This is a genomic window from Collinsella sp. CLA-AA-H167, assembly GCF_040095305.1.
In the GTDB taxonomy this organism is placed as follows: domain Bacteria; phylum Actinomycetota; class Coriobacteriia; order Coriobacteriales; family Coriobacteriaceae; genus Collinsella.
Genome location: NZ_JBBNGA010000008.1, coordinates 25,541 through 50,535, shown reverse-complemented (window position 1 = coordinate 50,535; position 24,995 = coordinate 25,541). Strand labels below are relative to the sequence as shown.

Genomic DNA, 24,995 nt, shown 5'->3' with positions numbered 1-24,995 from the left:
ATCATCCTCCGATTTGGGACATAAATCGTTGCGTGCCCTCAATTATCGCGTGTTCCTGCGGTTTGTGGGCCACGGCATCGCGCCAAATCGAAAGTACCTGCATATCATCACCACGGCGCAGGGCGTCGCGCACCGAATACTCGGCATCGCTGAACAGGCACGGACGCACGTTGCCATCGGCCGTCAGGCGCAGACGGTTGCAATTCGCGCAAAAATGATTGGACATGGCGCTAATAAAGCCGACCGTTCCCGTCGCGCCCGGAAAGCGCCAATAGCGCGCAGGGCCCGCGCCGACAGGAGCGTCGTTAATGTCGAGTGGCTCGAGCTCGCCCAGCCCCGTCGCGGCGGCCCCGGCATTGATGCGCGCCCGCAGCTCGTCACTCGGCACAGTATCGCTCGCGTCCCACAGCTCGGGATTGAGCGCAGGCGCATGCGGGTCCACAGTGCAATGCGAGCTGGTGCGCTCGTCGCCGATGGGCATGTATTCGATAAAGCGCAGGTGGATGGGGCGGTCGACGGTCAGCCGCGCAAGGGCAGCCACATCCTGGTTGAGCCGGCGCACCACAACGCAGTTGACTTTAACGGGCTCAAAGCCCCAAGCCAGCGCCGCGTCGATGCCAGCCATGGTCTGCTCGAGCCGACCCAGGCGCGTGATCTTTCCAAACAGCGTAGGGTCGAGCGTGTCGAGCGAAATGTTGACGCGGTTAAGCCCGGCATCTTTGAGCTGCGGTGCCAACTTGGGCAGCAGGGCGCCGTTGGTGGTAATCGAGATATCCTCGATCCGCGAAATCGCGCGGATGTCGCGAATGAGCGGGATGATACGGCGGCTGACCAGCGGCTCACCACCCGTCAGGCGCACGCGGCGAATGCCTTCCCCCGCCACCAGGCGCACAAAGCGGGCGATTTCCTCGGCACTGAGCAGCTCGTCGTGCGCGCGGGGCGCCACGCCATCGGCCGGCATGCAGTAAATGCAGCGGAAATTGCACTTGTCGGTAACGGCAATACGCAGGTAGTTAATGTCGCGGCCAAAGCCGTCATGTTGCATGCGCCCGTCCACGCAGCCCTCCCCTCACGCGGCGTTTTATTCTTCGGAAAACATAATATCCCACGAGAGAATCATGCCGACACCCGTACGACAGGACAGGTCGCTTCGAGCAAAACGGACTTCCCAAGCCCATCCTCAGCATACAAACCATCACAACATTCGATGCTTTTCCCGATTTTGGCAAAAAACGTCGAATGTTGTGATGGTTTGCCTGCCCACGGCACCCCGCAGAAGGGCCAAAGCGCCCCTAAAGGCCGCCGTCCCAGTGCCGAATCACGAATTCTCGCAGGTCGTTCTGCCGCTTTTGGAACGCTTCGCTTCGGTCGCACTTAAGGCCTATCGCAAGCGCGATGGCGTTCATCGCCCGGTGCAATTGCAGCTGATGGGCAAACTGAGTCCCGGTGAGGACGATCATCTTAAAGCCCAGCGCGCTCAGCACAGTCATACGCTCCGCATCCGACGCGCTGCGCTGTTTATCAAGATGGTCCGAGCCGTTGTATTCAATTCCCGTACCGCTCGCAGGCGCATATACGTCAATCTCGAAATACCCGGCCTTAGCGAGATACTTGAACTCGTTGGGAACATCGACCCGATGGTTGAGCTCGATCTTGGTGTATCCCAGCCCTCCCTGGGAACGTTTTGCTACGACCATGATTGCGGTGGCCGTCTCCATGGGCGATCGCGCGCCATCGTGCACGCGCTTGAGCACGGCGGCCGCGCGTATAGCCCCCTGACGAGATCGGTTCTCATTGCAATAGGCAATCAAGTCGGCAACGGTATACCTCTGTCCCATCTCGACATAATCGTCCGTCGACAGATGATTCAAATGGTATCGGGCACAGATTTCGTAGCCATATTCCAGCTGTTCGGGCTCGCTCATCCACGAACCCGCCTGGACAAAGCACATGGCCTCATCAACCACCAGAAGGCCCTCCGCCACCTCGATAAGATGGCCTGGAGACACCGGCGCCCCAAACACGTGGCACCTAAATCCAGCCGGCGTCGAGCGCTCAAAATCGAAGTTGACGAGCGTATCGATATGATCGAGCTCTTCTCGTGGAATACCAAGCGCAACCAGATAGTCGGTAACAATCCCGACGGCCGTTGAAGCCCTCAGCCCCTTGGCATCGAGCCCCAATTTGGGCAGGTTCGCGGTCGGCTCAGCCTCGTTGGCAAGCGAGTCCTCATCGTATAGGCTGCTTGCTCGCGAGAGCGGCTCGGACGGGCGCGCCACGTTGTGGTACAGCCAGGCAGTCTTATGGGACAGGACGATCGGCAGGTCCATGAGCCCTCCAATGGAGTCGGATAACCAACCTTATTCCCCTGCCCACGGGTCCGCACACCTTCGTGCGCAAGAAAGCGATTCCGCCCGATCGAGTGGTAGAAAAACCATCGCAACATTCGATGCTTTTCCCGTTTTTGGCAAAAAACGTCGAATGTTGTGATGGTTTGAGGCGAGGTGAGGGGCACGGAGGGGTCAAAGCATCGTGCTCGAACGGGTTAATCCAGCTCTTTTAAGCCATGTGCCAGCTGCCAGTACTCGCCGTGCTGGGCGAGCAGCTCTTCGTGCGTGCCGCGCTCGATGATGCGGCCGTGTTCGAGGACCATGATGGCGTCGGCGTCGCGGACGGTGGACAGGCGGTGCGCGATCATAAACGTGGTGCGTCCGCGCATGATGCGGTCCATGCCGCGCTCGATGAGCTTTTCGGTGCGCGTGTCGATAGAGCTCGTGGCCTCGTCCAGGATGAGCACCGGCGGATCGGCAACGGCCACGCGCGCGATGGCGAGCAGCTGGCGCTGGCCCTGCGACAGGTTGGCGCCATCGGCCGTGACCGGCGTATCGTACCCTCTAGGCAGGCGACGGATAAACGAGTCGGCGCAGGCGGCCTCGGCGGCGGCGCGCACCTCCTCGTCGGTCGCGTTGAGCTTGCCAAAGCGGATGTTCTGCGCAATGGTGCCGCTAAACAGGTGCGTGTCCTGCAGCACAATGCCGAGCGATCCGCGCAGGCTGGCCTTGGCAATGTGCTTGACGTCGATGCCGTCGTACGTGATCTCGCCGTCATCGACCTCGTAAAAACGGTTGATGAGGTTGGTGATGGTCGTCTTTCCGGCGCCCGTCGAGCCCACAAACGCAATCTTTTGCCCCGGCTTGGCAAACAAGTTGAGGTCCGTAAGCACGCGGGTGCCCGGCACGTAGGAAAAGTCCACGGCATGGAAGCGCACGTCGCCGGCAAGCGGAACCAAGCCGCACGTGAGCTCGGTACCATCGGCAGCCACCGCGCGGCCCGACTCATCAACGGCAGCCACGTCATGCAGATGCCCGTAGACGCCCACGCCCTGGCCCTCGGGAATCTTCCACGCCCACGTGGCGTCGCCCGTCTGCACCAGCTCCACGCAGCCCTCGTCCACCTCGGGCTTAAGGTCCATGGCGGCAAACAGGCGCTCGGCGCCGGCCAACGCATTGAGCAAGAAGTTGCCCAGCTGCGTAAACTGGTTGATGGGCATGGCCGCCTGGCGCACAAAGACCAGGTAACTTGCAAGCGCGCCCACGTCGGCGAGCCCCTTGATGCAGAGCGTGCCGCCCGCCACGGCGACGATGGCGTAGTTGACGTAGCCAATTACGACGGTCATGGGCACCATGGAGTTGGCATAGCTCACGGCGGCGGTGCCGGTGCGGCGGAGCTCGTCGTTACGGCAGGTGAAGCCGGCGATATTCGCTGCCTCGCGGTTAAAGACCTTGATGACCTTTTGGCCCGAGACCATCTCTTCGATATATCCGTCCAGGTCGCCAAGCGATGCCTGCTGGGCGGCAAAGAAACGCTTAGAGCGCGCGCCCGAGTAGCGCGCATACAGCACAATGGCCGCATCGCACACGAGCGTAATAATCGTGAGCTGCCAGTTAAGGATGATGAGCATGGCCGTAGTGCCCACAACCTGAATGGCGGCCTGAATCACGTTGGCAAAGCTGTTGTTGAGCGCTTCGGAGACGGTGTCGACGTCGTTAGTGAAAAAGCTCATGATGTCGCCCGAGCGCGTGCCGTCAAAATAGCTGAGCGGCAGCTTCTGGATGTGCGCGAACAGGTCGCGGCGAATATCGGACACCACGCGTTGGGCCGCGCGCACCATGATCTGTGAGTAGCCCAGGGCCGAGAGCACACCCGCGGCGTAGATGATCGCCGTCAGGATGACTTGCTTGGCGAGCAGTTCCTCCCCGCCCGTGGCCAAACCGTTAACGATGGGGCGCACCATGTAGGTGCCGGCGAGGCTCGCGATGGCGGCAACGGAGGCGAGCACGCCCACCGCCAGCAGCGAGAACTTGGCATGCCCCATGTAGGAGAGCAGACGGCGCACCGTGCGCTTGAGGTCGGCCGGGCGCGCTTGGGCTGCGGTCTTAGGCATGGCGCTCGTCCCCTTCCAAGGTGGATCCGCTGGGGACGGAGGAAAACGGATCATTCGCGCAGCCATCGTCGCTGCCGTCACCGGCGTCCGCGTTCCCCGCAAACTCCATCTGCGAGGCGTAAATCTCCTGGTAGATGTTGTCACCCGCCAGCAGTTCCTCGTGCGTGCCCACGCCGTGGACACGACCGTCGTCCAACACCACAATGCGATCGGCATCCATGACGCTCGCGATGCGCTGGGCGATGATGAGCACGGTCGTATCGGGAATCCGAGCGATGTGCTCGCGAATCTTAGCGTCGGTCGCCATATCGACCGCGCTGGTGGAGTCATCAAAAATGAGCACGCGCGGATGCTTGAGCAACGTGCGCGCGATGCACAGGCGTTGCTTCTGGCCACCCGAAACACCGGCGCCGCCCTGGCCCAGATAGCCGTCAAGGCCGCCAATGCGATCCAGGAACTCGTCCACGCATGCCGCCCGGCAGGCCGCGAGGAGCTCATCGTCCGACGCCTGCGGATTGCCCCACTGCAGGTTCTCGCGCACGGTACCCGTAAACAGCACGTTCTTTTGCAGCACGATACCCACGGCGTCGCGCAGGGCAACCAGGTCGTAATCGCGCACATCGCGCCCGCCCACGAGTACGGCGCCTTCGGTGGCGTCGTACAGGCGCGCGATCAGCTGCACAAGCGAACTCTTGCCCGAGCCCGTGCCGCCGAGCACGCCCACCGTGGAGCCCGCCTCAATGCAAAGGTCAATATGCTCGAGCACATCCTCGGCAGCATCCGCGCGGTACTTAAACGACACGTCGCGAAACTCGATGCTTCCGTCGGCCACCTCGCGCACGGCAGCGGCAGCGTCGGGCGCCTGGATAAGTGAACGCTCGTCGAGCACCCGCGAGATGCGTTCCACGCTGGCAAGTGCGCGCGTGAGCAGCAAAAACACGTTGGAAATCATCATGAGCGAGTTCATGATCAGCAGCACATAGCTCATAAAGCCCGTGAGCGAGCCCACGCCCAAGCGACCTTCGATGATCATGCGGCCGCCAATCCATAGAATCGAGAGCGCAGCCACGTACATCGACAGCTGAAACACCGGCAGGTTGAGCACGGCGTTGCCAAAGGTCTTCGTCGCGGTGCGCGCGAGCTCAGTATTGACGGCATCGAACTTGGCCTCCTCGTGCTCGGCACGCACGTACGCCTTGACGGCGCGCACGGCGGTGAGGTCCTCCTGCACCACACCGTTGAGATGGTCCATCGAGGTCTGTAGCTGGCGGTAGAGCGGACTGACGCGATAGGTGATAACGCCCAGTACGATCGCCAGCACCGGCAGAATAATCGCGAATACCGTAGCGAGTGGACGCGACAGCACCAACGCATAGACCAAGCCGACGATGAGCGTCACGGGACCGCGCACCATGGGGCGAAAGCCGTTGCCGATAGCGTTTTGGATGACGGTGATATCGGTGGTCATGCGCGTGACAAGCGAGCTGGCGTCGTAGTTGTCCAGATTGCCAAAAGCGAGCGTCTGGATCTTGCGATACTCGGCCTCGCGCAGGTTAGCGCCCAGCCCCGAGGCGACGCGAGCAGACGTGCGTGCATAGCCCAAGCCAAGTACCAGCGAACATGCGGCGCATACCAACATATACGTGCCCTGCAACAGCATGTAGTTGATGTCGCCCGCGGGCACGCCCACATCGATGATATTTGCCATGATGACCGGGATAAACAGCTCGAGCGCCGTCTCGGCCGTCACAAAGAGCACGCCGAGCATGGCATCGCGGCGGTATGCCCCCAGATAGGAAAACAAAATCTTGAGATTGCGCACGCAGATTCATCCCCCATCAAACGTTGTTCGCAAACCCACGTATTATGGCGCGCCGTGCGGCGGTGTCAAGTGATGCGAAATCGATTTCTGCAAGGCTAGTGCAGACGCCATGCTCACAGGGCACGCGCCCGTATTCAATTGGAAATGAACGCGAGCGTGACTTTTTCGCCCCGCCGCCAACATGAACCTTGACTCTACAATCGTTGTAGGGTTTTCACTACACTGGTACGTAAACGACCCAAGCCAGAAAGCGCCCCGCCCATGGAACACGACCTCACACGCGGCAATGTCCTTAAGACCATCGCGGTCTTTGCCCTGCCTTATATGCTCTCGTACTTTTTGCAGATGCTCTACGGCATGGCCGACCTGTACATGATGGGGCAGTTTAGCGGCGCCGCCGGCATCACCGCCGTGGGCAATGGCGCGCAGACGCTCTATATCATTACCGTGACGCTCGTGGGCCTGGCCATGGGAACGACGGTCATCGTCGGCCACGCCGTGGGCTCGCGCCGCTTCGATCGCGCCGAGACCGCCATCGGCAACACCATCACGCTCTTTATGGGTGTCTCGGTGGTGCTGGCCGCTGCCTTGCTCGCACTGTGCCCGCAGATTGTGGCACTCATTGGCACGCCGGCCGAGGCGGTCGAAGGCACCGCCGCCTACCTGCGCATTTGCTTTATCGGCATTCCCTTTATCGCCGCGTACAACATCCTCTCGGCCATCTTTCGCGGCCTAGGCGATTCGCGCTCGCCCATGTACGTGATTGGCGTGGCATGCATCATCAACATCGCGCTCGATTTTCTGTTTATCGGCCACATGGGGCTCGGCCCCGTGGGCGCGGCGCTCGGCACAGTGACCGCGCAGACGGCCAGCGTTGCCCTCGCGCTCGTGTGGCTCAAGAGCCGCCGCACGAACATCCACGTTAAGCGCAGCGACCTGCGCCCCCAGTCCGAGGTGCTCGGTAGCATTCTTAAGATCGGCGTGCCCGTGGCCGTGCAGGACGGCTGCATCCAGGTGGCGTTTATGTTTATTACCGTCATCGCCAACCACCGCGGTCTGGTCGACGCCGCCGCCGTAGGCCTGGTCGAGAAGATGATCAGCTTTTTGTTCATTGTGCCAAGCTCCATGGGCGCCACCGTCAGCGCGCTCACGGCGCAAAACGCCGGCGCGGGCAAGGGCGACCGCGCGCGTCAGGTGCTCAAGGATGCCATGACCGTCTCGGTGGTGTACGGCTGCCTCATCACGGTGCTGATGTGGCTGGTGGCGCCGGCGTTTATCGGCTTTTTTGCCAAGGACCCCGCGGTGGTCGCCGCCGGCACCGGCTATATGCGCAGCTATATTTTCGACGCGATTTTTGCCGGCATCCACATTTGCTTTAGCGGCTTTTTCGCTGCATACGGCAAGAGCTACATCGGCTTTGCGCACAACGTGCTGGCCGTGGCGCTCATTCGCGTACCCGGCGCATGGCTGCTGTCGAACGCCTATTCCGACACGCTGTTCCCCATGGGTATCGCCTCGCCGTGCGGGTCGATTCTGTCGGCGGCCATCTGCGTGATTGCATTTACCGTGCTCAACCGCCGCGGAACTTTTGACAAGCTGATGGCGTAGCGGGGCAACGCAGGCCTAGCGCCTCTCCCCTGTTTTACCGAAAGGAGCGGTCCTGTGACCGACATGCCAAGCGAACACACCGAGGGCCTGCTCCGCATTGGCGAGGTGGCGCGCTTGCTCAATTTGAGCGTGGGCACACTGCGCCATTACGAACAGATGGGGCTATTGGAACCGGCATATGTCGATCCGACGAGTGGGTACCGCTACTACGGATCGCGGCAGCTCTCCACCCTCAACACCATCAGCCACCTGCGTGTTCTCAACTTGCCGCTCGCACAAATCCGCGAGTTTGTGACAACGCGCGATGTGAACCTCATGCAGCGGCAGCTGGCTCAGCAGCAGGAGCTCATCGAGCGCAAGCGCAGCGAGCTGGAGCGCGTGTCGCGCAAGATCGATAACCGACTTGCCCTGCTGCACGATGCCCTAAACACCGAGCTCGATACCATTTGCACAATCGATGCGCCCGAGCTTCACTGCGCCGTGCTGAGCGAACGCGTCAACCCTACCGACGCATATGCGCTGGAATGGCAGATTCGTCAGCTGCAGAAGGGTCAGCACGAGACCTTTGTCTTTCTGGGCAACTTGGGCGTCGGGATCGCGCCCGAACGCCTTGCCGCCGGCGACTTTGATGGCTACGACGAGGTCTTCCTGCTGCTCGATGACACCGATGATTACTTGGGCGACGTCGAGGTGCGGCCCGCCGCGCGCTGCCTAACCATAAGCTTCCGCGGCACGCACGGACAAGCAGCCCCGCGCTACGAGCGGCTGCTCAGCTATATGCGCGAGCACAACCTGGCGCCCGCCGGGCCTTCGCGCGAGATTGCCCTGATCGATGACATCATCAGCGACGACCCGGCAACCTACGTGACGCAGATCACGGTGCCGGTTGCCCCAGCAAAGTAAGAACCGCCCGGAAGGCATTGAACTGCCTCCCATTTCTTGGACACAAGAAATGGGAGGCAGTTCAATGCCTTCCGGGCGGTTTTTCAATTTGGTTATCGATGCACTAAGCCTGGGGCACCTCACCGGTCGCAAGGATCTGCTCGAGTGCGTCCTCGTCCAGCACGGGTACGCCCAGCTGCTCGGCCTTGGTAAGCTTGGAGCCCGCTTTGGGGCCGGCGACCAGATAGCTCGTCTTCTTTGAAACACTGCCCGAGACCTTGGCGCCGAGCACTTTAAGCGCCGCACCCGCCTCGTCGCGGGTGCGGTTGACGAGCGTGCCGGTGAGCACGAAGGTCAGACCCGCAAGCGGCTGTGCGTCAGCGAGCTCGCCCGCCACGCCCGCATCGGCTGCGGCTTGCGCGTGCGCGGCGCCCAGGTCGACCTCGAGCGACAGACCCGCCTGACGCAGGCGCTCCAGCACGGCAAGGTTCTCGGGCACGGCCAGGAACTGCTTGACGCTCGCCGCAATCTTGGGACCGATGCCCTCGCACTCGGCGATGTCCTCTTCGCTCGCCAAGATGAGCTTGTCGATCGACAGGAATCGCTCGGCGATGACCTCGCCCATGCTCTTGCCCACGTGGCGGATGCCCAGGGCAAACAGCACGCGACCGAGCGGCTGGCTCTTGGACTTGTTGAGCTCGGCGATGATTTTCTCGGCCGTCTTGAGGCCTACCGGAATGGGGTCGCCTTTCTTGACGCCCTTTTTGCTGTTGGAGCTGGCATACACGCGACCCGTGTCCAGGCCGGCGATGTCGTCGACCGTGAGCTGGTAGAAGTCTGCGACATCGTGGATCAGCCCGGCGGCGATCATCTTGTCGACGATCTCGTCGCCCAGGCCATCGACGTCCATGCAGCCGCGGCTCACCCAGTGGAGCAAACGCTCCTTGAGCTGTGCGGGGCAGTCGATGGACACGCAGCGGTAGGCAACCTCGCCATCCTCGTGAACCACGGGGCTACCGCACACGGGGCAGACCTCGGGCATGTGCCAGTCAACCGAATCGGCCGGGCGCTTGTCGAGCACCGGGCCCACGACCTCGGGAATCACGTCGCCCGCCTTGTGCACGATGATGGTGTCGCCCTCGCGCACGTTTTTGCGACGGATCTCGTCGATGTTGTGCAGCGTGGCGCGCGCGATGGTGGAGCCGGCAACCGTCACCGGGTCGAACTCGGCGACCGGCGTGAGCACACCGGTGCGACCCACCTGGATGCGAATTTCGCGCAGGACGGTCTGCTTTTCCTCGGGTGGGAACTTAAAGGCAATGGCCCAGCGCGGTGCGCGGGCAGTAAAGCCCAGGTCGAGCTGCTGCTGGAAGCTGTCGACCTTTACGACCACGCCGTCGATGTCGTAGTCCAGGTCACCGCGATGCTCGAGGGCCTGGGCGCAGAACTCGTGGACCTCGGCCGGCGTGGCGCAACGGGCAACGTTGGGGTTGACGCTAAAGCCGGCGCTACGCAGCCAGTCCAGGAACTCGCGCTGGCTGTGGACGTGCAGCGGATCGGTATCGGCAATGGCGTAGATAAAGGTAGCCAGGTCGCGGCGCGCCGTGACCTTGGGGTCCTTTTGGCGCAGGCTGCCGGCGGCGGCGTTGCGCGGGTTGGCGAAGGGGTCGCGCCCCTCGGCATCGGCCTCGTCGTTCAGACGAACAAAGCTGCCCTTGGGCATATAGACCTCGCCGCGCACCTCAATGGTGCGCTCGCGGTCGGCGCCCATGTGGGCGAGCGCCGGCTCGGACAGGTGCATGGGCACATCCTTGATGGTTCGCACGTTGAGCGACACGTCCTCGCCCGTGGTGCCGTCGCCGCGTGTGGCCGCGCGCACGAAGGTGCCGTTTTGGTAGGTAAGGGCCACGCCCAGGCCGTCGATCTTAAGCTCGCAGGTATAGGTAACGCTGCCGGCGCCGAGCGCATCCTCGGCGCGCTGGAGCCACGCGTCGAGTTCGTCCAGGTCCATGGCATCGTCCATGGAATACATGCGCGCCATGTGCGTGACCGGCGTAAACTGCTCGCTCACGTAGCCGCCCACGCGTTGGGTGTAGCTGTCGGGCGTTACCAAATCGGGGTAGGTCGCCTCGATCTGCTGGAGCTCAACGAGCATTTTGTCGAATGCGGCATCCGTGATCTCGGGCGCATCGAGCATGTAGTAGCGATAGGCGTGGTAATCGAGCTCGTGGCGCAGCTCGGCCGCGCGCGCTGCCGCCTGGGCACGGGCGTCGGTCAGTGCGTCGGCATCCGCGCTCGCGGGCGTTTCGGTATCGATGTCCACACCGTCACCAAACAGGCTCGATTGCTCCATAGCGGCACTCCTTCGTTCGATTTCAAACGGATACAAGAGTACCACCGGTCACCATGGCGCCGAATAACCCTTTCGAACCGCACCGAATCGGCAGCCGCCAGACTGGGGTGGATCGCGCGATTAAACCATGCCCTTGCCAGTTCTAAATGATCCGTTTTCCTCCGTCTCCAAGGGATCATCGCGAAAAGAGGGGCTGTCCCGCGCTGGCGGAACAGCCCCTCTGGCTTCGATATGTGCGATACAGCTCGTTAGAAACCCTGACCGTTGCCCTGACCCTGGCCCTGCTGGCCCAGCAGCTCCTCCAGGTACTGGCGCAGCTGCTCGTCGGTAATACCGTCGTTGCCGGTGTCGGTCGCGCTGTCGTTCTGCTGCTGGTTCTGCAGCTCCTCGTCGGAGCCCAGCTCAACCGTGACCTTCTTCTCTTCCTTGCCGCGCATGAGCGTGATCTCGACCTTCTCGCCCACCTCGTGGCTGCGCAGCGCGATGATCAGGCCGTCGGCGCTCGAAATCTCATCGTCGCCCAGCTTGGTGATGACGTCGCCCTCCTGAATGCCGGCCTTGGCGGCAGGACCATCCTCAACGACGCTCGCCACATACGCGCCGCTATCGGTGCTCAACTTGTTGGTGCGGGCGTTAAGCGCATTGACGCTCGAAAGCGTAGCGCCCATGTACGGATGCACCGGCGTCTTACCGTCGATGATCTGGTCGGCAATGTTTTTGGCGTAGTTAACCGGAATGGCAAAACCCACGCCCGAGCTGGAGCCCGAGTAGCTCTCGATAAGCGAGTTGATACCCACAAGCTCACCGTTGTCGTTGACGAGCGCACCGCCGGAGTTGCCCGGGTTGATGGCGGCATCGGTCTGGATCATGTTGGCATAGATGGTGTTGCCGCCGGTAGAGCTCATGGCCGTGGAGCGATACAGCGCCGAGACGATACCGGTGGAGACAGACTGTTCGTTGCCGAAGGGCGAGCCGATCGCCATGACCCACTCGCCCACGTTGAGCTTGGAGGAATCACCGATCTCAATCGGCGTGAGCTTGGAGGCGTCGGCGTCCTTGAGCTTGATGACGGCCAGGTCGCTCGAAGCGTCGTTGCCCACGAACTCGGCCTCGTAGGTGGTGCCGTCGTCCATGGTCACCACGTACTGGTCATAGCCATCGACCACGTGGTTGTTGGTGAGGATATGGCCCTCGGTATCGAGCACCACGCCCGAACCGACGCTGCCCGAGTTGTCCGACTCGTCGGCAGACTGCGAAAGCGAACCATTCTGGCCACCGCTCGAAGTGGCGGTGATGGAAACCACGGAGGGCAGGGCCTTGGCAGAAACGGCCTCGGCCAGCGTGGTGTCCTCGGAGTCGATCGTGATCTTTTGCGTCGACGAACCCGAAGCGCCCGCCGTCACGGCATTCTTGCCGCCACCGATATCGAGCGTGCCACTCATAATGAGCGCGATGACCAGCAGGGCGCCGCAGGCGCAGCCGGCAAGCGCTGTAATAAAGATCGGTAGCTTTTTGGTCTTGGTCTTGACCACCGTGTGCTTGTTCACGACCTGTTGGCCGCCCAGCGGCTTGCCGGTCTGCGTATCGTAGGCCTGCACGTAGGGAATGTTGCTGTCGGCAGGCGTCGACTCCACCTGCACGCGCGGCTGCTGCTGAGTCTCGCCGGCGTTGCCCGCGTCCTGGGGACGCTGGGAATCGTTCTCGCTCATAGCTGCGATCCTTTCGTCAAATAACCAAAGGCCCGCCAAACATGTGGCGGGCCATCATTGTTCACGTTGAGTTGTACCCCAATATGCGGGCGTACGTGTACGAGAACGCAATCTTTTAGGAAGGCTTAAGTTCTGCTGCAAACTCGAAGGGAACCCGCACCTGCGGCAAAACCACCACAAAGGTGCCTGTCCCCTTTGTGGTGGAAATCTAGTCCTTAAACAGATATCCCACGCCGCGGACGGTGGTGATGTGCGCTGCAATCTGCGGGCCCACCTTGGAGCGGATGCGTCGAATGTGCACGTCGACGGTACGCGTGCCGCCGCAGTACTCAAAGCCCCACACGCGGTGCAGCAGCACCTCACGGCTGTAGGCGCGGTTGGGGTGCGTCGCCAAAAAGCTCAGCAGCGAGTACTCCATCAGCGTCAGGTCGATGGGCTCGTTATCGAGTGTCACCTGGTAGGTAGCCAGGTTAATCTCGAGGTTATCGATGTTGAGCACATCGTCGGCGGTGACGGTCTCCTCCTCGCCCATCAGGCGCTGCGCGCGAGCCTTAAGCTCGTTGGGCGTCGCCGTGGGGCACACAAAGTCGGCATGCGCGTGATTCGGCAGGCGCAGGGTACCGAGCGCCTCATCGTCGACGATCACCAACATGGGGACACCGCCGCGATCGTCAAGCCACTTGGCAATCTGATCGATGCGGTCGCTGCGGATGCCGTCGGAATCGAGGATCAGCAGGTCAAAGTCGTGCGCCGCAGTTGGCGAATCAGGGGTTGCCAGGCTCACCTCGACACCCAGGGTAGTCGTCAAGCTGCGGGCAAACTCGTGGAAGCGCGTCGTGCGCGCCATGAACAGGGCACTCTTTTCGGACATATCGGCCTCCAAAGAAATGAGCTCAATCGTACTGGAACAAGCCAGCGCGATTAGGAGTTCGCCAGGTAGTGCTTGATCTCCCACTCGGTGATCGTAGACTCAAACTTATGCCACTCGTCGCGCTTCTTTTTGAGGAAGAAGCTGTGGATGTGCTCGCCGAGAGCATCCTTCATAAACTGCGAGTCCTCAAACACGTCGAGCGCCTCTTTGAGCGAGCGCGGCAGCGGCGCGTAGCCGGCCTCGACCATCTGACGGTCGGTAAGCTTGAGCGTCTCGGCCGTGGCCTCGGGCGGGAGTTCCAGCTTGCGCTCGATGCCGTCCAGACCAGCCGCCAGCGTGACGGCGTTGACCAGGTACGGGTTGGCCATGGGGTCGGGACTGCGCAGCTCGATGCGCGTGGACAGCGGCTTGCCGGGCTTGTAGACCGGGATACGGACCATACTCGCGCGGTTGCGCAGGCCCCACGTGGCGTACTGCGGCACGGAGTCGCCACCCGTGGTGATGCGCTTGTACGAGTTGACGGTGGGGTTGGTGATGGCGCTGATCTCGCGCGCGTGCGCCAAGATACCGGCCATGTAGTGCTTGGCGACGTCGGAGAGATGGTACCTCTCGTCGGCCTCGCCCCAAAAGACGTTGTTGCCGTCGTGGTCGAACAGCGACTGATGCAAAAACATGGCGCTGCCGTCCTCGCCCGCCAACGGCTTGGGCATAAAGGAGGCGTGGCAACCGCTCTCGTAAGCTTGCTGTTTAATGATGAGCTTGGCCGTGGTAATGGCGTCGGACATGCTCAGGGCCTCGGCGTGGCGCAGGCTCATGCCGTGCTGCGAGCGACCGGCGGCGTGGAAGGTGTACTCCACGGGCACGGACATCTTCTCGAGCGTAAGGACCGTGTTGCGACGCAGGTCGCGCGCGGCGTCGCTCACCGAAAGATCGAAGTAGCCCACGTTGTCGAGCGGCTCGGGCGTGCGCTCGTCGGGGAAATAGTAGTACTCCAGCTCGGCACCAACGTTGAGCAGGTAGCCGGCCTTCTCGGCCTTATGGAACATGCGGCGCAGCGCAGCGCGCGGGTCGCCGGCGAAGGGCTCGCGATCGGGAGTGCACACGTCGCAGAACACACGGGCGACGCCGTTGTGGCTCGGACGCCACGGCAAAATCTGGAAGGTCGAGGCATCAGGGAACGCCAGCATGTCGGCTTCCTCGGGCGTGGCAAAGCCCTCGATGGCCGAGCCGTCAAAGCCAATGCCCTCCTCAAATGCGACCTCGAGGTCCTCGGGGCTAATGGCAAAGTTTTTGAGGCGGCCGAGAATGTCGACAAACCACAGACGCACAAAGCGGATGTCACGCTGTTCTACGGAGCGGAGTACGTAATCGATGTTCTGCTGGTTCATGTCGCTCCCCTTTCTTTCGGGCGGGTTTCGACTGGTCTATACCGCAGATACTATCGCAGAAAAATGTTTCCGCAGGGTTAAAGCGTATCAAGCGCTCAAAAAACGTGCGCGAGCAGGCGGTCACGAACGAATGGCTAGCGTTCAGATTCGGAAACAATTTGCCTACACGCTCGTTCCAGCGCTGGGAACTCCATCGTCACCGCATCCCAAACAACCGATCGGTCGACATTGCCGTAATCATGCGCGAGGTAATTTCTCATGCCGATAATTCCACGCCACTCAATTTCGGGATGAAGCCGCTGCGAGCGTTCCGACAACTTGCCCGCTTCTTCCGTCACCCTAAGCGCGCACATCAAAAGGGAGTCCGCCAACGCCCTCGTCCGCACGTCATTCGCATGCAGAAACTGGTCCTCGGTGATATCAAAAGCCTTGATGCGCTCGTTCGTTTCAGAGATGGCGTCCAAGACCTCTTGGGCGCGGAGGCCGTCTGACTTACGCGCGATCATAAAGGATCACTCCTTCGCGCTCGATTACCGCGGCAAGATCGGCATCAAGATGGTCGCTCGAGACAAGATCAACCTGCCTCCCAGTTTCTTTGCGCACCGCCTCACCAAACGCCGACAACGCGAAAAGACCAAAGCCCTGCTCGCGATCAACTTCGAGACGTAAGTCGATATCGCTATCGGCACGCGCTTCGCCACGGGCATACGAACCAAAAAGAATCACGGTTTTGATGGCGGGAATCGAGCTGGCTGCCTCGCGGACGGCGGACTCAATCTGGGCAGTATCCAAAATGCCCGCCGCGACGCTTTCGCTCGCAGAGCTTTTACCGAGTGAAGGAACAAACGGCAGTGAGCGCTCGCGCAGCATCTGTCTCATAAACATATTGACCGCAACAGACGAAGTCATGCCAAGTTCTTCGCACAGCTCGGCAAATGAATCTTTAATTGACGAGTCCACTCGCACACTCAGCACAGACGCAGCCATGGATACCTCCTGTATGACATTGTCTATATATTATCACACAGACTAGCGCGAGGTCGAAGCGAGGTGTTCGATGTGACCGGGGATCTCGATGCGCTTGGGGGCGAGCTTTGCGGCATCGCCCACCGTAGTGGTAACGATGTCGATACGCTCGGACAGGCGCTCGACTACGCGCTCGGCAATGGTAAGAGTGTCCTGCGCTGCCGTGGTCACACCGCCAAAGAGGACGTGGTTCCAGGGATAGTCGTCAAACGTTGCAATCTTGAGACCCGCCGGCAACGAGGGCCCCAGCTGGGCCAGCGCCTCGGTCAGGCGCAGGAAAACCAAGCCGTTGACGGCAATGAGGCCGAGCTTTTTACCCGCATAGCCGCGGATGGTCTCGTCCAGGCGACTGACACCCTCGACGCCACCATCGGCCAGGGTGACGACCTCACCCGCAAGGCCGCGTCGCGCAAGCTCGTCGGCAAAGGCCTCGGCACGCTCGCGACGCACAGGGCTGTCGTCGCTTGCCTCGGTGAGCAGGCACAGGCGCTCGCTGCCCGCGACAGCCAAGGTGTCTACCAGGCCGGCGACCAGCTCACGGTTGTTGGAGGTCACCAGATCGATGCCACCGTCGGCAACATCGCGGTCGAGCAGCACGACGGGCAAGCGTCCCGCTGCCGCGGCGATTGCCTCGTCGTTGCCGCCGCAGGTGTTGACGATCAGGCCGTCCACACCGGCATCGATAAGTCTGGTGAGCGATTCGGCCTCCTTGGCGGGGTCATTGCCGCTAATGGCCGTCATAAGCGAGCAGCCGCGCGCAGCGGCGCTGGCGGAAAGGCCCTCGAGCACGGCGCTCGAGAACGGGTTGCCAATGTCGGCCAGGATCACGCCGATGAGATTGGTGCGCGAGCTGCGCAGATTGCGCGCGGCGGCACACGGGCGATAGCCGGTGCGTTCGATAACCGCTGCGATGCGGGCGCGGGTCTCCTCGGTCATCTGCCCGGGGCGGTTGTTGAGGTAGCGCGAAACCGTGGCCGGGCTCACGCCCGCCTCGGCGGCAATGTCCTTGATTCTCATCTGCGCCATAGCGCACCCCGTTTCCCCATTGTCGGCAACCTGAGCCATTTTAGGCATTTTTAATAATTTCGGTTGCAAAACGCTGTAGGTGAGCAGCATCGTTTTGCGTCTCGAGCAGATGCGATGATGGGCTAGATAGCCGAGTCTTTGGGCAGCTCGAAATAGTCGGGATGCAAGGCGATAACCGGGCCCTGCTCCTCGGGCATCAGGTGCAGGTGTATCTCTGCCAGATAGCTCGCCGCGTCGGTATCGCCACTCTTAATGGCCTCGAGAATCCGGCGATGCTGTCGACGAATCGGCTCCCAATCCAGGTCCTGCGACACCATACGCAACCAGTTGTATCGCTCAAAATGCGTGTTGACGCTCTTCATCCAATTCCACAGCATGTGACGACCGGCAATCTCAAAACACGTCTCATGAAACAGGTTGTCCAGATCGAAAAAGCGACGCGTCTCGCTATGGTCGAGCGACTCGGACTCGGCAAGAATCTGCTCGAGCCGATGCTTTTGCTCGGGCGTGGCGGCAGAGCAGCATTTAATAAGCACGCTTCTCTCGAGTTTCTCGCGCAAGAAACAGGCATTCTCGGCGTGTTCCATGCTGATCTTAGAGACGTAGGTGCCGCTCTTGGGACGCGTTTCCACCAGCTCTTGCTCGCGCAGGCGCACAAAGGACTCGCGAATGGGCGTGCGCCCGATCCCCGTCTCCTTTTCCAGACCAATCGCCGAAAGGCGCGTGCCGGGCCTGAGCTCAGCATAGATGATCTTGGAGCGCAGTGCGTTGTATGCCTGGTCTTGCAGGCTCTGATAATGCTGGTGTTGTTCCATAAAGCCCTCGGATGAAGCCCACGGTTTGTCGAATATCACCCGTAATACTATCGCATCCCCCATTCCTTCAGCTGAGGTGAAATGGGGTGCGCTCGCGTCGCCAGGATCACAAGAGCAAGCGGCGGCATCCCGAAACCCGGGACACCACCGCTGTTTTGCTATCGGATGGCGCAGAGACGCCCCTCCTCATGCGCCAAGGGATTGATTAGAGCTCGCAGGCAATCTTGTAGCCGTCGCCAATGGCGTCGCGGATGTTTCCGCACTTCTGGGCATCGCCCAGCACGTGGATGGCAACGCCGGCAGCGGCAAGGTCATCGGCCAGCTTGGTATTGGGGCGGTAGCCCATGGCAAGCACCAGCGTATCGGCATCGGCGATGGTGTGAATCTCACCGTCCTTCTCGTAGCTGATAGTGTCCTCGGTAATCTCGGTCACCTTGGCCTCGGTCAGCACGTGGACACCCTTGGAGAGCATGCGCGTGATAAGCACCGCACGACCGGCGCCGCCCTCGTTGGCGGCGAGCGTCTTGGTCATCTCGATGACGGTGACATCGCGATTGGCCGGCGACAGGTCGTTTACCAGCGGGGCCAGGTAATCGGCCGTCTCGCAGCCAACGGTACCGCCGCCCACAATGACGATCTTCTTACCCGGGAAAGCCTTGCCGCCCAGCAGGTCGTCGGCCGTCATAACCTGCTTAAAGCCCTGCATGAAGGCCGGAGCGATGGGCTCGGCGCCATAAGCCAGGACAACCTCGTAGCCCGCGTAGTCGCGCTGAATGTTCTCGGCCGAGAGCTCGGTGCCAAAGACGCACGTGACGCCGGCCTCGGCCAGGCGACGGTACTGATACTTGATCACGCGGGTGAGCTCCTGCTTTGCCGGCGGCACGGCTGCGATGCGCATCTCGCCACCCGGTTCGTCCTGTTTATCCACGAGCACCACGTTATGACCGCGCTTGGCGGCAATGTAGGCTGCCTCCATACCCGCAGGACCAGCACCCACAACGAGCACGTTCTTTGCCTCGGCGGCAGGCTCGTAGCCAGCCTCGTCGCGCTCCACGTCCGGGTTGACGGTGCAGGAGATGCGCTTGCCAAACATGATGCCGTTCAGGCAGCGCAGGCAACCGATGCAGGGGCGGATGTCGTCGGCGTTACCGGCAGCAGCCTTGTTGCAGAACTCGGCATCGCACAGATTGGCACGGCCCATCATGCAGATGTCGGCAGCGCCGTCCTCAATTAGCTCCTCGGCAATCCAGGCCTCGTTGATGCGTCCGACGGTGGCGACGGGAATGTTGACGTGCTTTTTGATCTCGCGCGAGCAGGCGGCGTGCGAGGCCTGCTGCGTGCCGGCGGCGGGAATCGCAGAGCCGCGCTTGATGGTGGTGCCGCCCGACACGTGAATCATGTCGACGCCGGCCTTCTCCAGGCGACGCGAGACGTAGATCATGTCGTTGAGGGTCAGGCCGCCGTCGGTGTACTCGTCGCCCGAAATACGGACGTCGATGATGAAGTCCTTGCCGCAGCGCTCGCGAATCTCGGCGATGACCTCGAGCAGGAAGCGCATGCGGGCGTCGAGCGAGCCACCGTACTCGTCGGTGCGCTTGTTGTAGAGCGGGGTCAAAAAGCCGCCAAGCATGCCGTGAGCGTGCGCCGCATGGACCTCGACGCCATCGACGCCAGCCTTCTGCATGCGCACAGCGGCATCGCCAAACTGATGTGTGAGCTCGTGGATCTCGTCGACCGTAATGGGGCGCGGCGCCTCGCGGGCATAGGACGGGCCCACAAAGGACGGAGCGATCAAGCGCGGCGTGCCCGGAATGTTAAAGGCCATGTAGGCGGGGTGGAAGAGCTGCGGCATGATCTTGCAGCCATACTCGTGGACGGCCGCGGCGAGCTTTTCCCAGCCGGGGATAAATGTGTCGTCGTAGCAGCACATGTCACCCGGCAGATAGGTATAGGTGGGCTCGACCGTCACGACCTCGGTGATGATCAGGCCCACGCCGCCCTTGGCGCGGGCACGGTAATGATCGACCAAGTCGTCGGTCACATAGCCATGATCGGCCAGGTTGGTGGACACCGGCGGCATAAAGACGCGGTTCTTGACCTCGGTCGTACCGACCTTGATCGGGCTAAAGAGCATTGGATAGGCGGAGGACTCCATACAGGGTTCCTTTCGTTTGAGCCGCTCGGCGGCAGTTGCTAACGTACCTATCGTATCAGTAACCGCCGCATTCGCACTCGCTCGCACTCCCCACCTTCAATCCCGACCCTCATAAAAAAGTTGCGGTGGAATACGGAGTAGATGAAGCTTTTGACAGGCAAAACAGTCCGTATTTCACCGCAACTGATGGGCGGGGTGGAATTGAGGGCTCAGATAGTCAGTCATGCCCTCATCCGCCACTTCCTCACCTACAGCGCGCCGTCCAGCATAAGGTTCACCTTGAGCACGTTGACCGTGGGCTCGCCGAACACGCCGAGGAAACGGCCCTTGGTGCACGCGGCGATGATGTCGCGCACCTCGTCCTCACTTTTGCCCGTGGCCTTGGCAAGGCGCGGAACCTGGTACTCGGCGGCATCCGGAGAGATCTCCGGGTCGAGACCGGACCCCGAACACGTCACCAGATCGACGGGCACGGCGTCCATATCGGCATCGGGGTTGGCGGCGCGGATCTTCTTCACGCGCGCATCTATCAGCTGCCGATACTCCTCACTCGCCGGGGACAGGTTGGACGGGACACCATACGCCATGAGCTCGCCGTCTTCGCCTTCGACAATTGACACGTTCTGGATACGACCCCACATGTGGGCTTCGTCATCAAAGTTCTGGCCGATGAGTTCGGAACCCACAACCTTGCCGTCGACCGTAATGAGCGAACCGTTCGCCTGATACGGGAACGCAACCTGGGCGATGCCGGTCACGACGAGCGTATAGCCCAGGCCGCAGACAACGGTAAACAGCGCGAACACGCCCAGTGCGCGCGATGTAACACCTTTGAACATACAAACCTCCACTTACATAATGCCGCATAACGCGAGCAGCATGTCGATGAGCTTGATGAATACGAACGGGGCAACGATGCCGCCCAGACCCCACACGAGCAGGTTGTGGGTCAGCAGCTGTCCGGACGGGACCTCGCGATACTTAACGCCCTTCAGCGCGGCCGGGATCAGCGCGACGATAACGAGCGCGTTATAGATGATGGCCGAAAGAACCGCGGACAGCGGGCTTGCCAGACCGAGGATGTTGAGCGCGCCAAGGCCCGGGTAGATCGGCGAGAACAGGGCCGGGATGATAGCGAAGTACTTCGCCACGTCGTTGGCCACCGAGAAGGTCGTGAGCGAACCGCGGGTCATGAGCAGCTGCTTGCCAATACGCACGACCTCGATGAGCTTGGTGGGGCTGGAGTCGAGGTCGACCATGTTGCCGGCCTCCTTGGCAGCCTGGGTGCCCGTGTTCATGGCCACGGCGACGTCGGCCTGGGCCAGAGCGGGCGCGTCGTTGGTGCCGTCGCCGGTCATGGCGACCAGGTGGCCCTCACGCTGGAACTCGCGGATCTTCTCGAGCTTGCCTTCAGGGGTGGCCTCGGCCAGAAAGTCGTCAACGCCGGCCTCGGCGGCGATTGCCGCGGCGGTGAGCGGGTTGTCGCCCGTCACCATGATGGTCTTGATGCCCATCTTGCGCAGGTCGGCGAACTTCTCCTTAACGCCGGACTTGATGATGTCCTTGAGGTACACAACGCCCAGCACGCGGCAGTTCTTGGTCACGACCAGCGGGGTGCCGCCGGCCTTGGCGATGCGCTCGACGACGTCGTCGCACTCCTGGGAGAACACGCCGCCGGCTGCCTCCACATAGGTGCGCACGGAATCGGCAGCGCCCTTGCGGATCTCATTGCCCTCGTAGTTCACGCCGGACATACGCGTTGCCGCGGTGAACGGGATGAACTCCATGCCCTTATCCTCGAGTGTGCGGCCGCGCAGCCCAAACTGCTCCTTGGCGAGCACGACGATGGAACGGCCCTCGGGGGTCTCGTCGGCCAGCGAGGAAAGCTGGGCGGCATCGGCCAGCTCCGCGGGATCGACGCCGTCGACCGGGATGAACTCGGCGGCTTGGCGGTTACCCAGGGTGATGGTGCCGGTCTTGTCGAGCATGAGGATGTCGACGTCGCCGGCGGCCTCGATGGCGCGGCCGGACATGGCCAGCACGTTGGCCTCGTTCAGACGGCTCATGCCGGCGATGCCGATGGCGGACAGAAGGGCGCCGATGGTAGTGGGAGCCAGGCACACGAGCAGCGCCACGAGCGTGGTCACGGCCGTGGGGTTGACCATGTCGTTAAGACCGGACGAGAAGCAGGAGTAACAATACAGGGCCAACGTGACCAGGATAAAGACGATGGAGAGGGCCACCAGGAAGATCTCCAGAGCAATCTCGTTAGGGGTCTTCTTACGCGCGGCACCCTCGACCATCGCGATCATCTTGTCCAGGAAGCTCTGGCCGGGCTCGCTGGAGATCTTGACGATGATCCAGTCGGACAGCACCGTGGTACCACCGGTAACGGCAGAGCGGTCGCCGCCAGCCTCGCGAACCACGGGTGCAGACTCGCCGGTGATGGCCGACTCATCAACCGAGGCGGCACCCTCGATGACATCGCCGTCTCCCGGAATCTGCTCGCCGGCGCGTACGATCACCAGGTCGCCGCGCGTGAGCTCGGTGCCGGGAACGACGGTGAAGTGCTCCTTGTCCTCAACGGACTCGATGCGATGGGCCTCGACATCCTTCTTGGCCGCACGCAGGGAATCGGCCTGGGCCTTACCGCGGCCCTCGGCAAGCGCCTCAGCGAAGTTCGAGAACAGGTCGGTGAGCCACAGGATGACCGCGATGGCGACCACATAGTAAGTGGGCACACCCGCGTCCTGCACACCGAAGATGGAAGCGACGGCCAGGACGGAGGTCATGACGGCGGAAAGCCACACCAGGAACATGACCGGGTTTTGAATCTGGACGCGAGGATCCAACTTGGCAAACGAGTCGCGGACCGCGCGGCCCATCATGTCTTTTTGCATAGCCATAAATCTGCGTCCTCCTTTACGCAATCATCTGGAAGAACTCGGCAACGGGGCCAAGCGCCAGGGCCGGGAAGAAGCTCAGGGCACCGATCAGCAGAACGATGAACACGAGCAGGAATACGAACATGCCGTTGGTGGTAGACAGGGTACCGGCGCTCTCGGCGACCCTACCCTTCTTGGCCAGCGAGCCGGCGATAGCCAGCGTACCGATGATGGGCATGAAGCGGGCAAACAGCATCTCGAGGCCGAGCATGACGTTGATCCAGGGATTGTTGCAGTTCATGCCTGCAAACGCCGAGCCGTTGTTGCCACCGCATGAGGTGAAGGCATACAGCACCTCGGAGAAGCCGTGCGCGCCACCATTGTTGAGCTGGTCGGCAAGACCGGGCACCATGCAGGCGATGGCCGAGCACACCAGAATGGCAAACGGAGTTGCCAGGCACAGGACAACTGCCCAGCGCATCTCGCCCGGCTCGATCTTCTTGCCCAGGAACTCAGGCGTGCGTCCGACCATAAGGCCGGCGATGAACACTGTGAGGATGGCGAAGCCGATCATACCGTACAGGCCGCAGCCCACGCCGCCGAAGACGACCTCGCCCAGAGCCATCTGGAGCATCTGGACAAACCCGCCGAGCGGGGTGTAGGAGTCGTGCATGGAGTTGACCGAGCCATTGGAAGCAGCCGTCGTGAAAGCGGACCAGGTGGAAGAGGAGGCGATGCCAAAGCGGCTCTCCTTGCCCTCCATATTGCCGCCCGCCTGGCCATCGGTCATCTCGATGTTGACCGCGCCGCCATCGGCCAGCTGCGGCGTACCCATATGCTCGTTAACGGCGATGATGCCGGTAAAGACCACGAGCAGGATAAGCATCGCCGCGAAGATGGCCTTGCCCTGCTTGGTGTTCTTGACGCCGATACCGAAGGTGAAGCAGCAGGCGGCCGGGATCAGCAGCAGGCTGGTCATCTCGATGATGTTGGTGAAGGCACTGGGATTCTCATACGGATGGGCGGAGTTCACACCGAAGAAGCCGCCGCCGTTGGTGCCGGACTGCTTGATGGCGACCTGAGGAGCCGCGGGCCCCTGGGGCAGGAACTGCTCGGTGACCACGCGCGCGCCCTCGACAACCTTGCCGTCGACCTTGACCGTGTCGCCCTCGATCTGGGCGCCGTCGATGACGCTCCAGCCGCCGTCTGCATTAGGCTGGACAGCGACGGGCTCTACGAGCTCAGCCTTCTGAGCCGGCTGGAAGTTGGAGATGACGCCACCGGCAGCCAGGCAGATGCCGAACACGAGGTTCAGCGGGATGAGCACATACAGGACGGTGCGGGTGAGGTCGACCCAGAAGGAACCCAGACCCTGCTCCTTGATCTGACGGAAGCCGCGGATCAGCGCGAACATGACCGCGATACCGGTACCAGCGGAAACGAAGTTCTGCACGGTGAGGCCCATGAACTGCACGAAGTAGGACAGGGTGGTCTCACCGGAGCAGGACTGCCAGTTGGTGTTGGTTATGAAGGAAGCAGCCGTATTGAACGACAGGTCCCATGGCACACCCGGCAGGTGCTGGGGATTGCCTGGCAAGAAGGACTGAAGCGCCTGGAGTGCCACAAGAGCCACGAGGCCGATCCCCGAAAAGGCCAGCACGCTTGCCAGATAGCGCCTACACCCCATCTGCTCTGCCGCGTCGATGCGAAGCAGACGATAGACGCCACGCTCCACAGGAGCAATCACAGGCGACAGGAACGTATGCTCACCATCCATGATATGGGCCATGAACCGACCGAGCGGAACGGCCAGGACGACGAGCACGGCAAAGTACAAGATGTACTGAATCGCAGCGTCCATAGTTTACGAATCACTCCTCATCAGAATGTAGATGTAATAGATAAGGAGTCCAATGCAGACGACTCCGATAATGGGAATGAGGATGTCCATTACCGCCCCTTTCACGCGCGGTCCGATGTCTCGGACGCCTGCCCTCGCAAGCGTCTGGGG

18 protein-coding genes are annotated in these 24,995 nt (G+C 61.7%); 2 read left to right on the top strand and 16 right to left on the bottom strand.

Annotated elements, in window-relative coordinates; translation table 11 throughout:
• Position 1: 1 nt before the first annotated feature.
• The 4 genes from moaA to AAAT03_RS06365 all read right to left on the bottom strand — a co-directional run bounded on the left by moaA (position 2) and on the right by AAAT03_RS06365 (position 6,266).
• Entirely contained in the window at positions 2–1,057 is a 1,056-nt protein-coding gene (gene moaA / locus AAAT03_RS06380; RefSeq protein ID WP_349102892.1) for a GTP 3',8-cyclase MoaA, read from the bottom strand.
• A 235-nt stretch (positions 1,058–1,292) separates the two neighbouring features.
• Positions 1,293–2,330 (bottom strand): hypothetical protein, encoded by a 1,038-nt coding sequence (locus AAAT03_RS06375; RefSeq protein ID WP_349102891.1) that lies wholly within the window; start codon positions 2,328–2,330, stop codon positions 1,293–1,295.
• A 215-nt stretch (positions 2,331–2,545) separates the two neighbouring features.
• Positions 2,546–4,444 (bottom strand): ABC transporter ATP-binding protein, encoded by a 1,899-nt coding sequence (locus tag AAAT03_RS06370; RefSeq protein WP_349102889.1) that lies wholly within the window; start codon positions 4,442–4,444, stop codon positions 2,546–2,548.
• Complete coding sequence (locus tag AAAT03_RS06365) at positions 4,437–6,266, bottom strand: ABC transporter ATP-binding protein (protein ID WP_349102888.1); 1,830 nt, start codon at positions 6,264–6,266, stop codon at positions 4,437–4,439. Before AAAT03_RS06365 ends, AAAT03_RS06370 begins: the two co-directional genes overlap by 8 nt.
• Positions 6,267–6,527: 261 nt before the next feature.
• Here AAAT03_RS06365 and AAAT03_RS06360 point away from each other — a divergent pair, with 261 nt between their 5' ends.
• Both AAAT03_RS06360 and AAAT03_RS06355 read left to right on the top strand, forming a co-directional pair.
• Entirely contained in the window at positions 6,528–7,874 is a 1,347-nt protein-coding gene (locus AAAT03_RS06360) for an MATE family efflux transporter (protein ID WP_349102887.1), read from the top strand.
• A 63-nt stretch (positions 7,875–7,937) separates the two neighbouring features.
• Positions 7,938–8,777 carry a MerR family transcriptional regulator gene (locus tag AAAT03_RS06355; protein WP_349102915.1) on the top strand — a complete coding sequence of 280 codons (840 nt, stop codon included), beginning with the start codon at positions 7,938–7,940 and terminating at the stop codon, positions 8,775–8,777.
• A gap of 103 nt (positions 8,778–8,880) precedes the next feature.
• On the opposite strand, the gene ligA is transcribed toward AAAT03_RS06355, so the two are convergent.
• The 12 genes from ligA to kdpA form a co-directional block, all read right to left on the bottom strand.
• On the bottom strand, positions 8,881–11,109 hold the full coding sequence (gene ligA / locus AAAT03_RS06350) for an NAD-dependent DNA ligase LigA (protein ID WP_349102886.1): 2,229 nt from the start codon (positions 11,107–11,109) through the stop codon (positions 8,881–8,883).
• Between the two features lie 248 nt (positions 11,110–11,357).
• Positions 11,358–12,818, bottom strand: a complete 1,461-nt coding sequence (locus tag AAAT03_RS06345; protein WP_349102885.1) for a trypsin-like peptidase domain-containing protein — start codon at positions 12,816–12,818, stop codon at positions 11,358–11,360.
• A gap of 208 nt (positions 12,819–13,026) precedes the next feature.
• Positions 13,027–13,689: a response regulator transcription factor gene (locus AAAT03_RS06340; protein WP_006234733.1), complete on the bottom strand. Its 663-nt coding sequence runs from the start codon at positions 13,687–13,689 to the stop codon at positions 13,027–13,029.
• A gap of 50 nt (positions 13,690–13,739) precedes the next feature.
• The gene (locus AAAT03_RS06335; protein ID WP_118266199.1) at positions 13,740–15,077 is read right to left on the bottom strand and encodes a glutamine synthetase family protein; all 1,338 of its coding nucleotides are present in this window, start codon (positions 15,075–15,077) and stop codon (positions 13,740–13,742) included.
• A 134-nt stretch (positions 15,078–15,211) separates the two neighbouring features.
• A complete protein-coding gene (locus AAAT03_RS06330; RefSeq protein WP_118258530.1) occupies positions 15,212–15,583 on the bottom strand; it encodes a HepT-like ribonuclease domain-containing protein in 372 nt (123 codons plus the stop codon).
• Entirely contained in the window at positions 15,570–16,064 is a 495-nt protein-coding gene (locus AAAT03_RS06325) for a type II toxin-antitoxin system RelB/DinJ family antitoxin (protein WP_349102884.1), read from the bottom strand. The genes AAAT03_RS06330 and AAAT03_RS06325 overlap by 14 nt, the downstream gene beginning before the upstream one ends.
• 42 nt (positions 16,065–16,106) lie before the next feature.
• Positions 16,107–17,129, bottom strand: coding sequence for a LacI family DNA-binding transcriptional regulator (locus tag AAAT03_RS06320; protein ID WP_349102883.1), 1,023 nt, complete (start codon positions 17,127–17,129; stop codon positions 16,107–16,109).
• Between the two features lie 122 nt (positions 17,130–17,251).
• Complete coding sequence (locus AAAT03_RS06315) at positions 17,252–17,944, bottom strand: GntR family transcriptional regulator (protein WP_349102882.1); 693 nt, start codon at positions 17,942–17,944, stop codon at positions 17,252–17,254.
• Positions 17,945–18,149: 205 nt separating this feature from the next.
• Positions 18,150–20,099: an NAD(P)/FAD-dependent oxidoreductase gene (locus AAAT03_RS06310; protein ID WP_148331705.1), complete on the bottom strand. Its 1,950-nt coding sequence runs from the start codon at positions 20,097–20,099 to the stop codon at positions 18,150–18,152.
• Positions 20,100–20,347: 248 nt separating this feature from the next.
• A complete protein-coding gene (gene kdpC, locus AAAT03_RS06305) occupies positions 20,348–20,938 on the bottom strand; it encodes a potassium-transporting ATPase subunit KdpC (RefSeq protein ID WP_148331706.1) in 591 nt (196 codons plus the stop codon).
• Positions 20,939–20,950: 12 nt separating this feature from the next.
• Entirely contained in the window at positions 20,951–23,005 is a 2,055-nt protein-coding gene (gene kdpB / locus AAAT03_RS06300; protein WP_148331707.1) for a potassium-transporting ATPase subunit KdpB, read from the bottom strand.
• A gap of 16 nt (positions 23,006–23,021) precedes the next feature.
• Positions 23,022–24,845, bottom strand: coding sequence for a potassium-transporting ATPase subunit KdpA (gene kdpA / locus AAAT03_RS06295; RefSeq protein ID WP_349102881.1), 1,824 nt, complete (start codon positions 24,843–24,845; stop codon positions 23,022–23,024).
• Positions 24,846–24,995 lie beyond the last annotated feature (150 nt).

What these genes read in the sequence shown, in the direction of transcription:
- kdpA (WP_349102881.1), bottom strand. Translation starts at nt 24,845, where the DNA reads ATGGACGCTGCGATTCAGTACATCTTGTACTTTGCCGTGCTCGTCGTC.
- AAAT03_RS06330 (WP_118258530.1), bottom strand. Translation starts at nt 15,583, where the DNA reads ATGATCGCGCGTAAGTCAGACGGCCTCCGCGCCCAAGAGGTCTTGGAC.
- AAAT03_RS06335 (WP_118266199.1), bottom strand. Translation starts at nt 15,077, where the DNA reads ATGAACCAGCAGAACATCGATTACGTACTCCGCTCCGTAGAACAGCGT.
- AAAT03_RS06345 (WP_349102885.1), bottom strand. Translation starts at nt 12,818, where the DNA reads ATGAGCGAGAACGATTCCCAGCGTCCCCAGGACGCGGGCAACGCCGGC.
- AAAT03_RS06370 (WP_349102889.1), bottom strand. Translation starts at nt 4,444, where the DNA reads ATGCCTAAGACCGCAGCCCAAGCGCGCCCGGCCGACCTCAAGCGCACG.
- AAAT03_RS06375 (WP_349102891.1), bottom strand. Translation starts at nt 2,330, where the DNA reads ATGGACCTGCCGATCGTCCTGTCCCATAAGACTGCCTGGCTGTACCAC.
- AAAT03_RS06340 (WP_006234733.1), bottom strand. Translation starts at nt 13,689, where the DNA reads ATGTCCGAAAAGAGTGCCCTGTTCATGGCGCGCACGACGCGCTTCCAC.
- AAAT03_RS06315 (WP_349102882.1), bottom strand. Translation starts at nt 17,944, where the DNA reads ATGGAACAACACCAGCATTATCAGAGCCTGCAAGACCAGGCATACAAC.
- ligA (WP_349102886.1), bottom strand. Translation starts at nt 11,109, where the DNA reads ATGGAGCAATCGAGCCTGTTTGGTGACGGTGTGGACATCGATACCGAA.
- kdpC (WP_148331706.1), bottom strand. Translation starts at nt 20,938, where the DNA reads ATGTTCAAAGGTGTTACATCGCGCGCACTGGGCGTGTTCGCGCTGTTT.
- AAAT03_RS06355 (WP_349102915.1), top strand. Translation starts at nt 7,938, where the DNA reads ATGCCAAGCGAACACACCGAGGGCCTGCTCCGCATTGGCGAGGTGGCG.
- AAAT03_RS06320 (WP_349102883.1), bottom strand. Translation starts at nt 17,129, where the DNA reads ATGGCGCAGATGAGAATCAAGGACATTGCCGCCGAGGCGGGCGTGAGC.
- AAAT03_RS06325 (WP_349102884.1), bottom strand. Translation starts at nt 16,064, where the DNA reads ATGGCTGCGTCTGTGCTGAGTGTGCGAGTGGACTCGTCAATTAAAGAT.
- AAAT03_RS06310 (WP_148331705.1), bottom strand. Translation starts at nt 20,099, where the DNA reads ATGGAGTCCTCCGCCTATCCAATGCTCTTTAGCCCGATCAAGGTCGGT.
- kdpB (WP_148331707.1), bottom strand. Translation starts at nt 23,005, where the DNA reads ATGGCTATGCAAAAAGACATGATGGGCCGCGCGGTCCGCGACTCGTTT.
- AAAT03_RS06360 (WP_349102887.1), top strand. Translation starts at nt 6,528, where the DNA reads ATGGAACACGACCTCACACGCGGCAATGTCCTTAAGACCATCGCGGTC.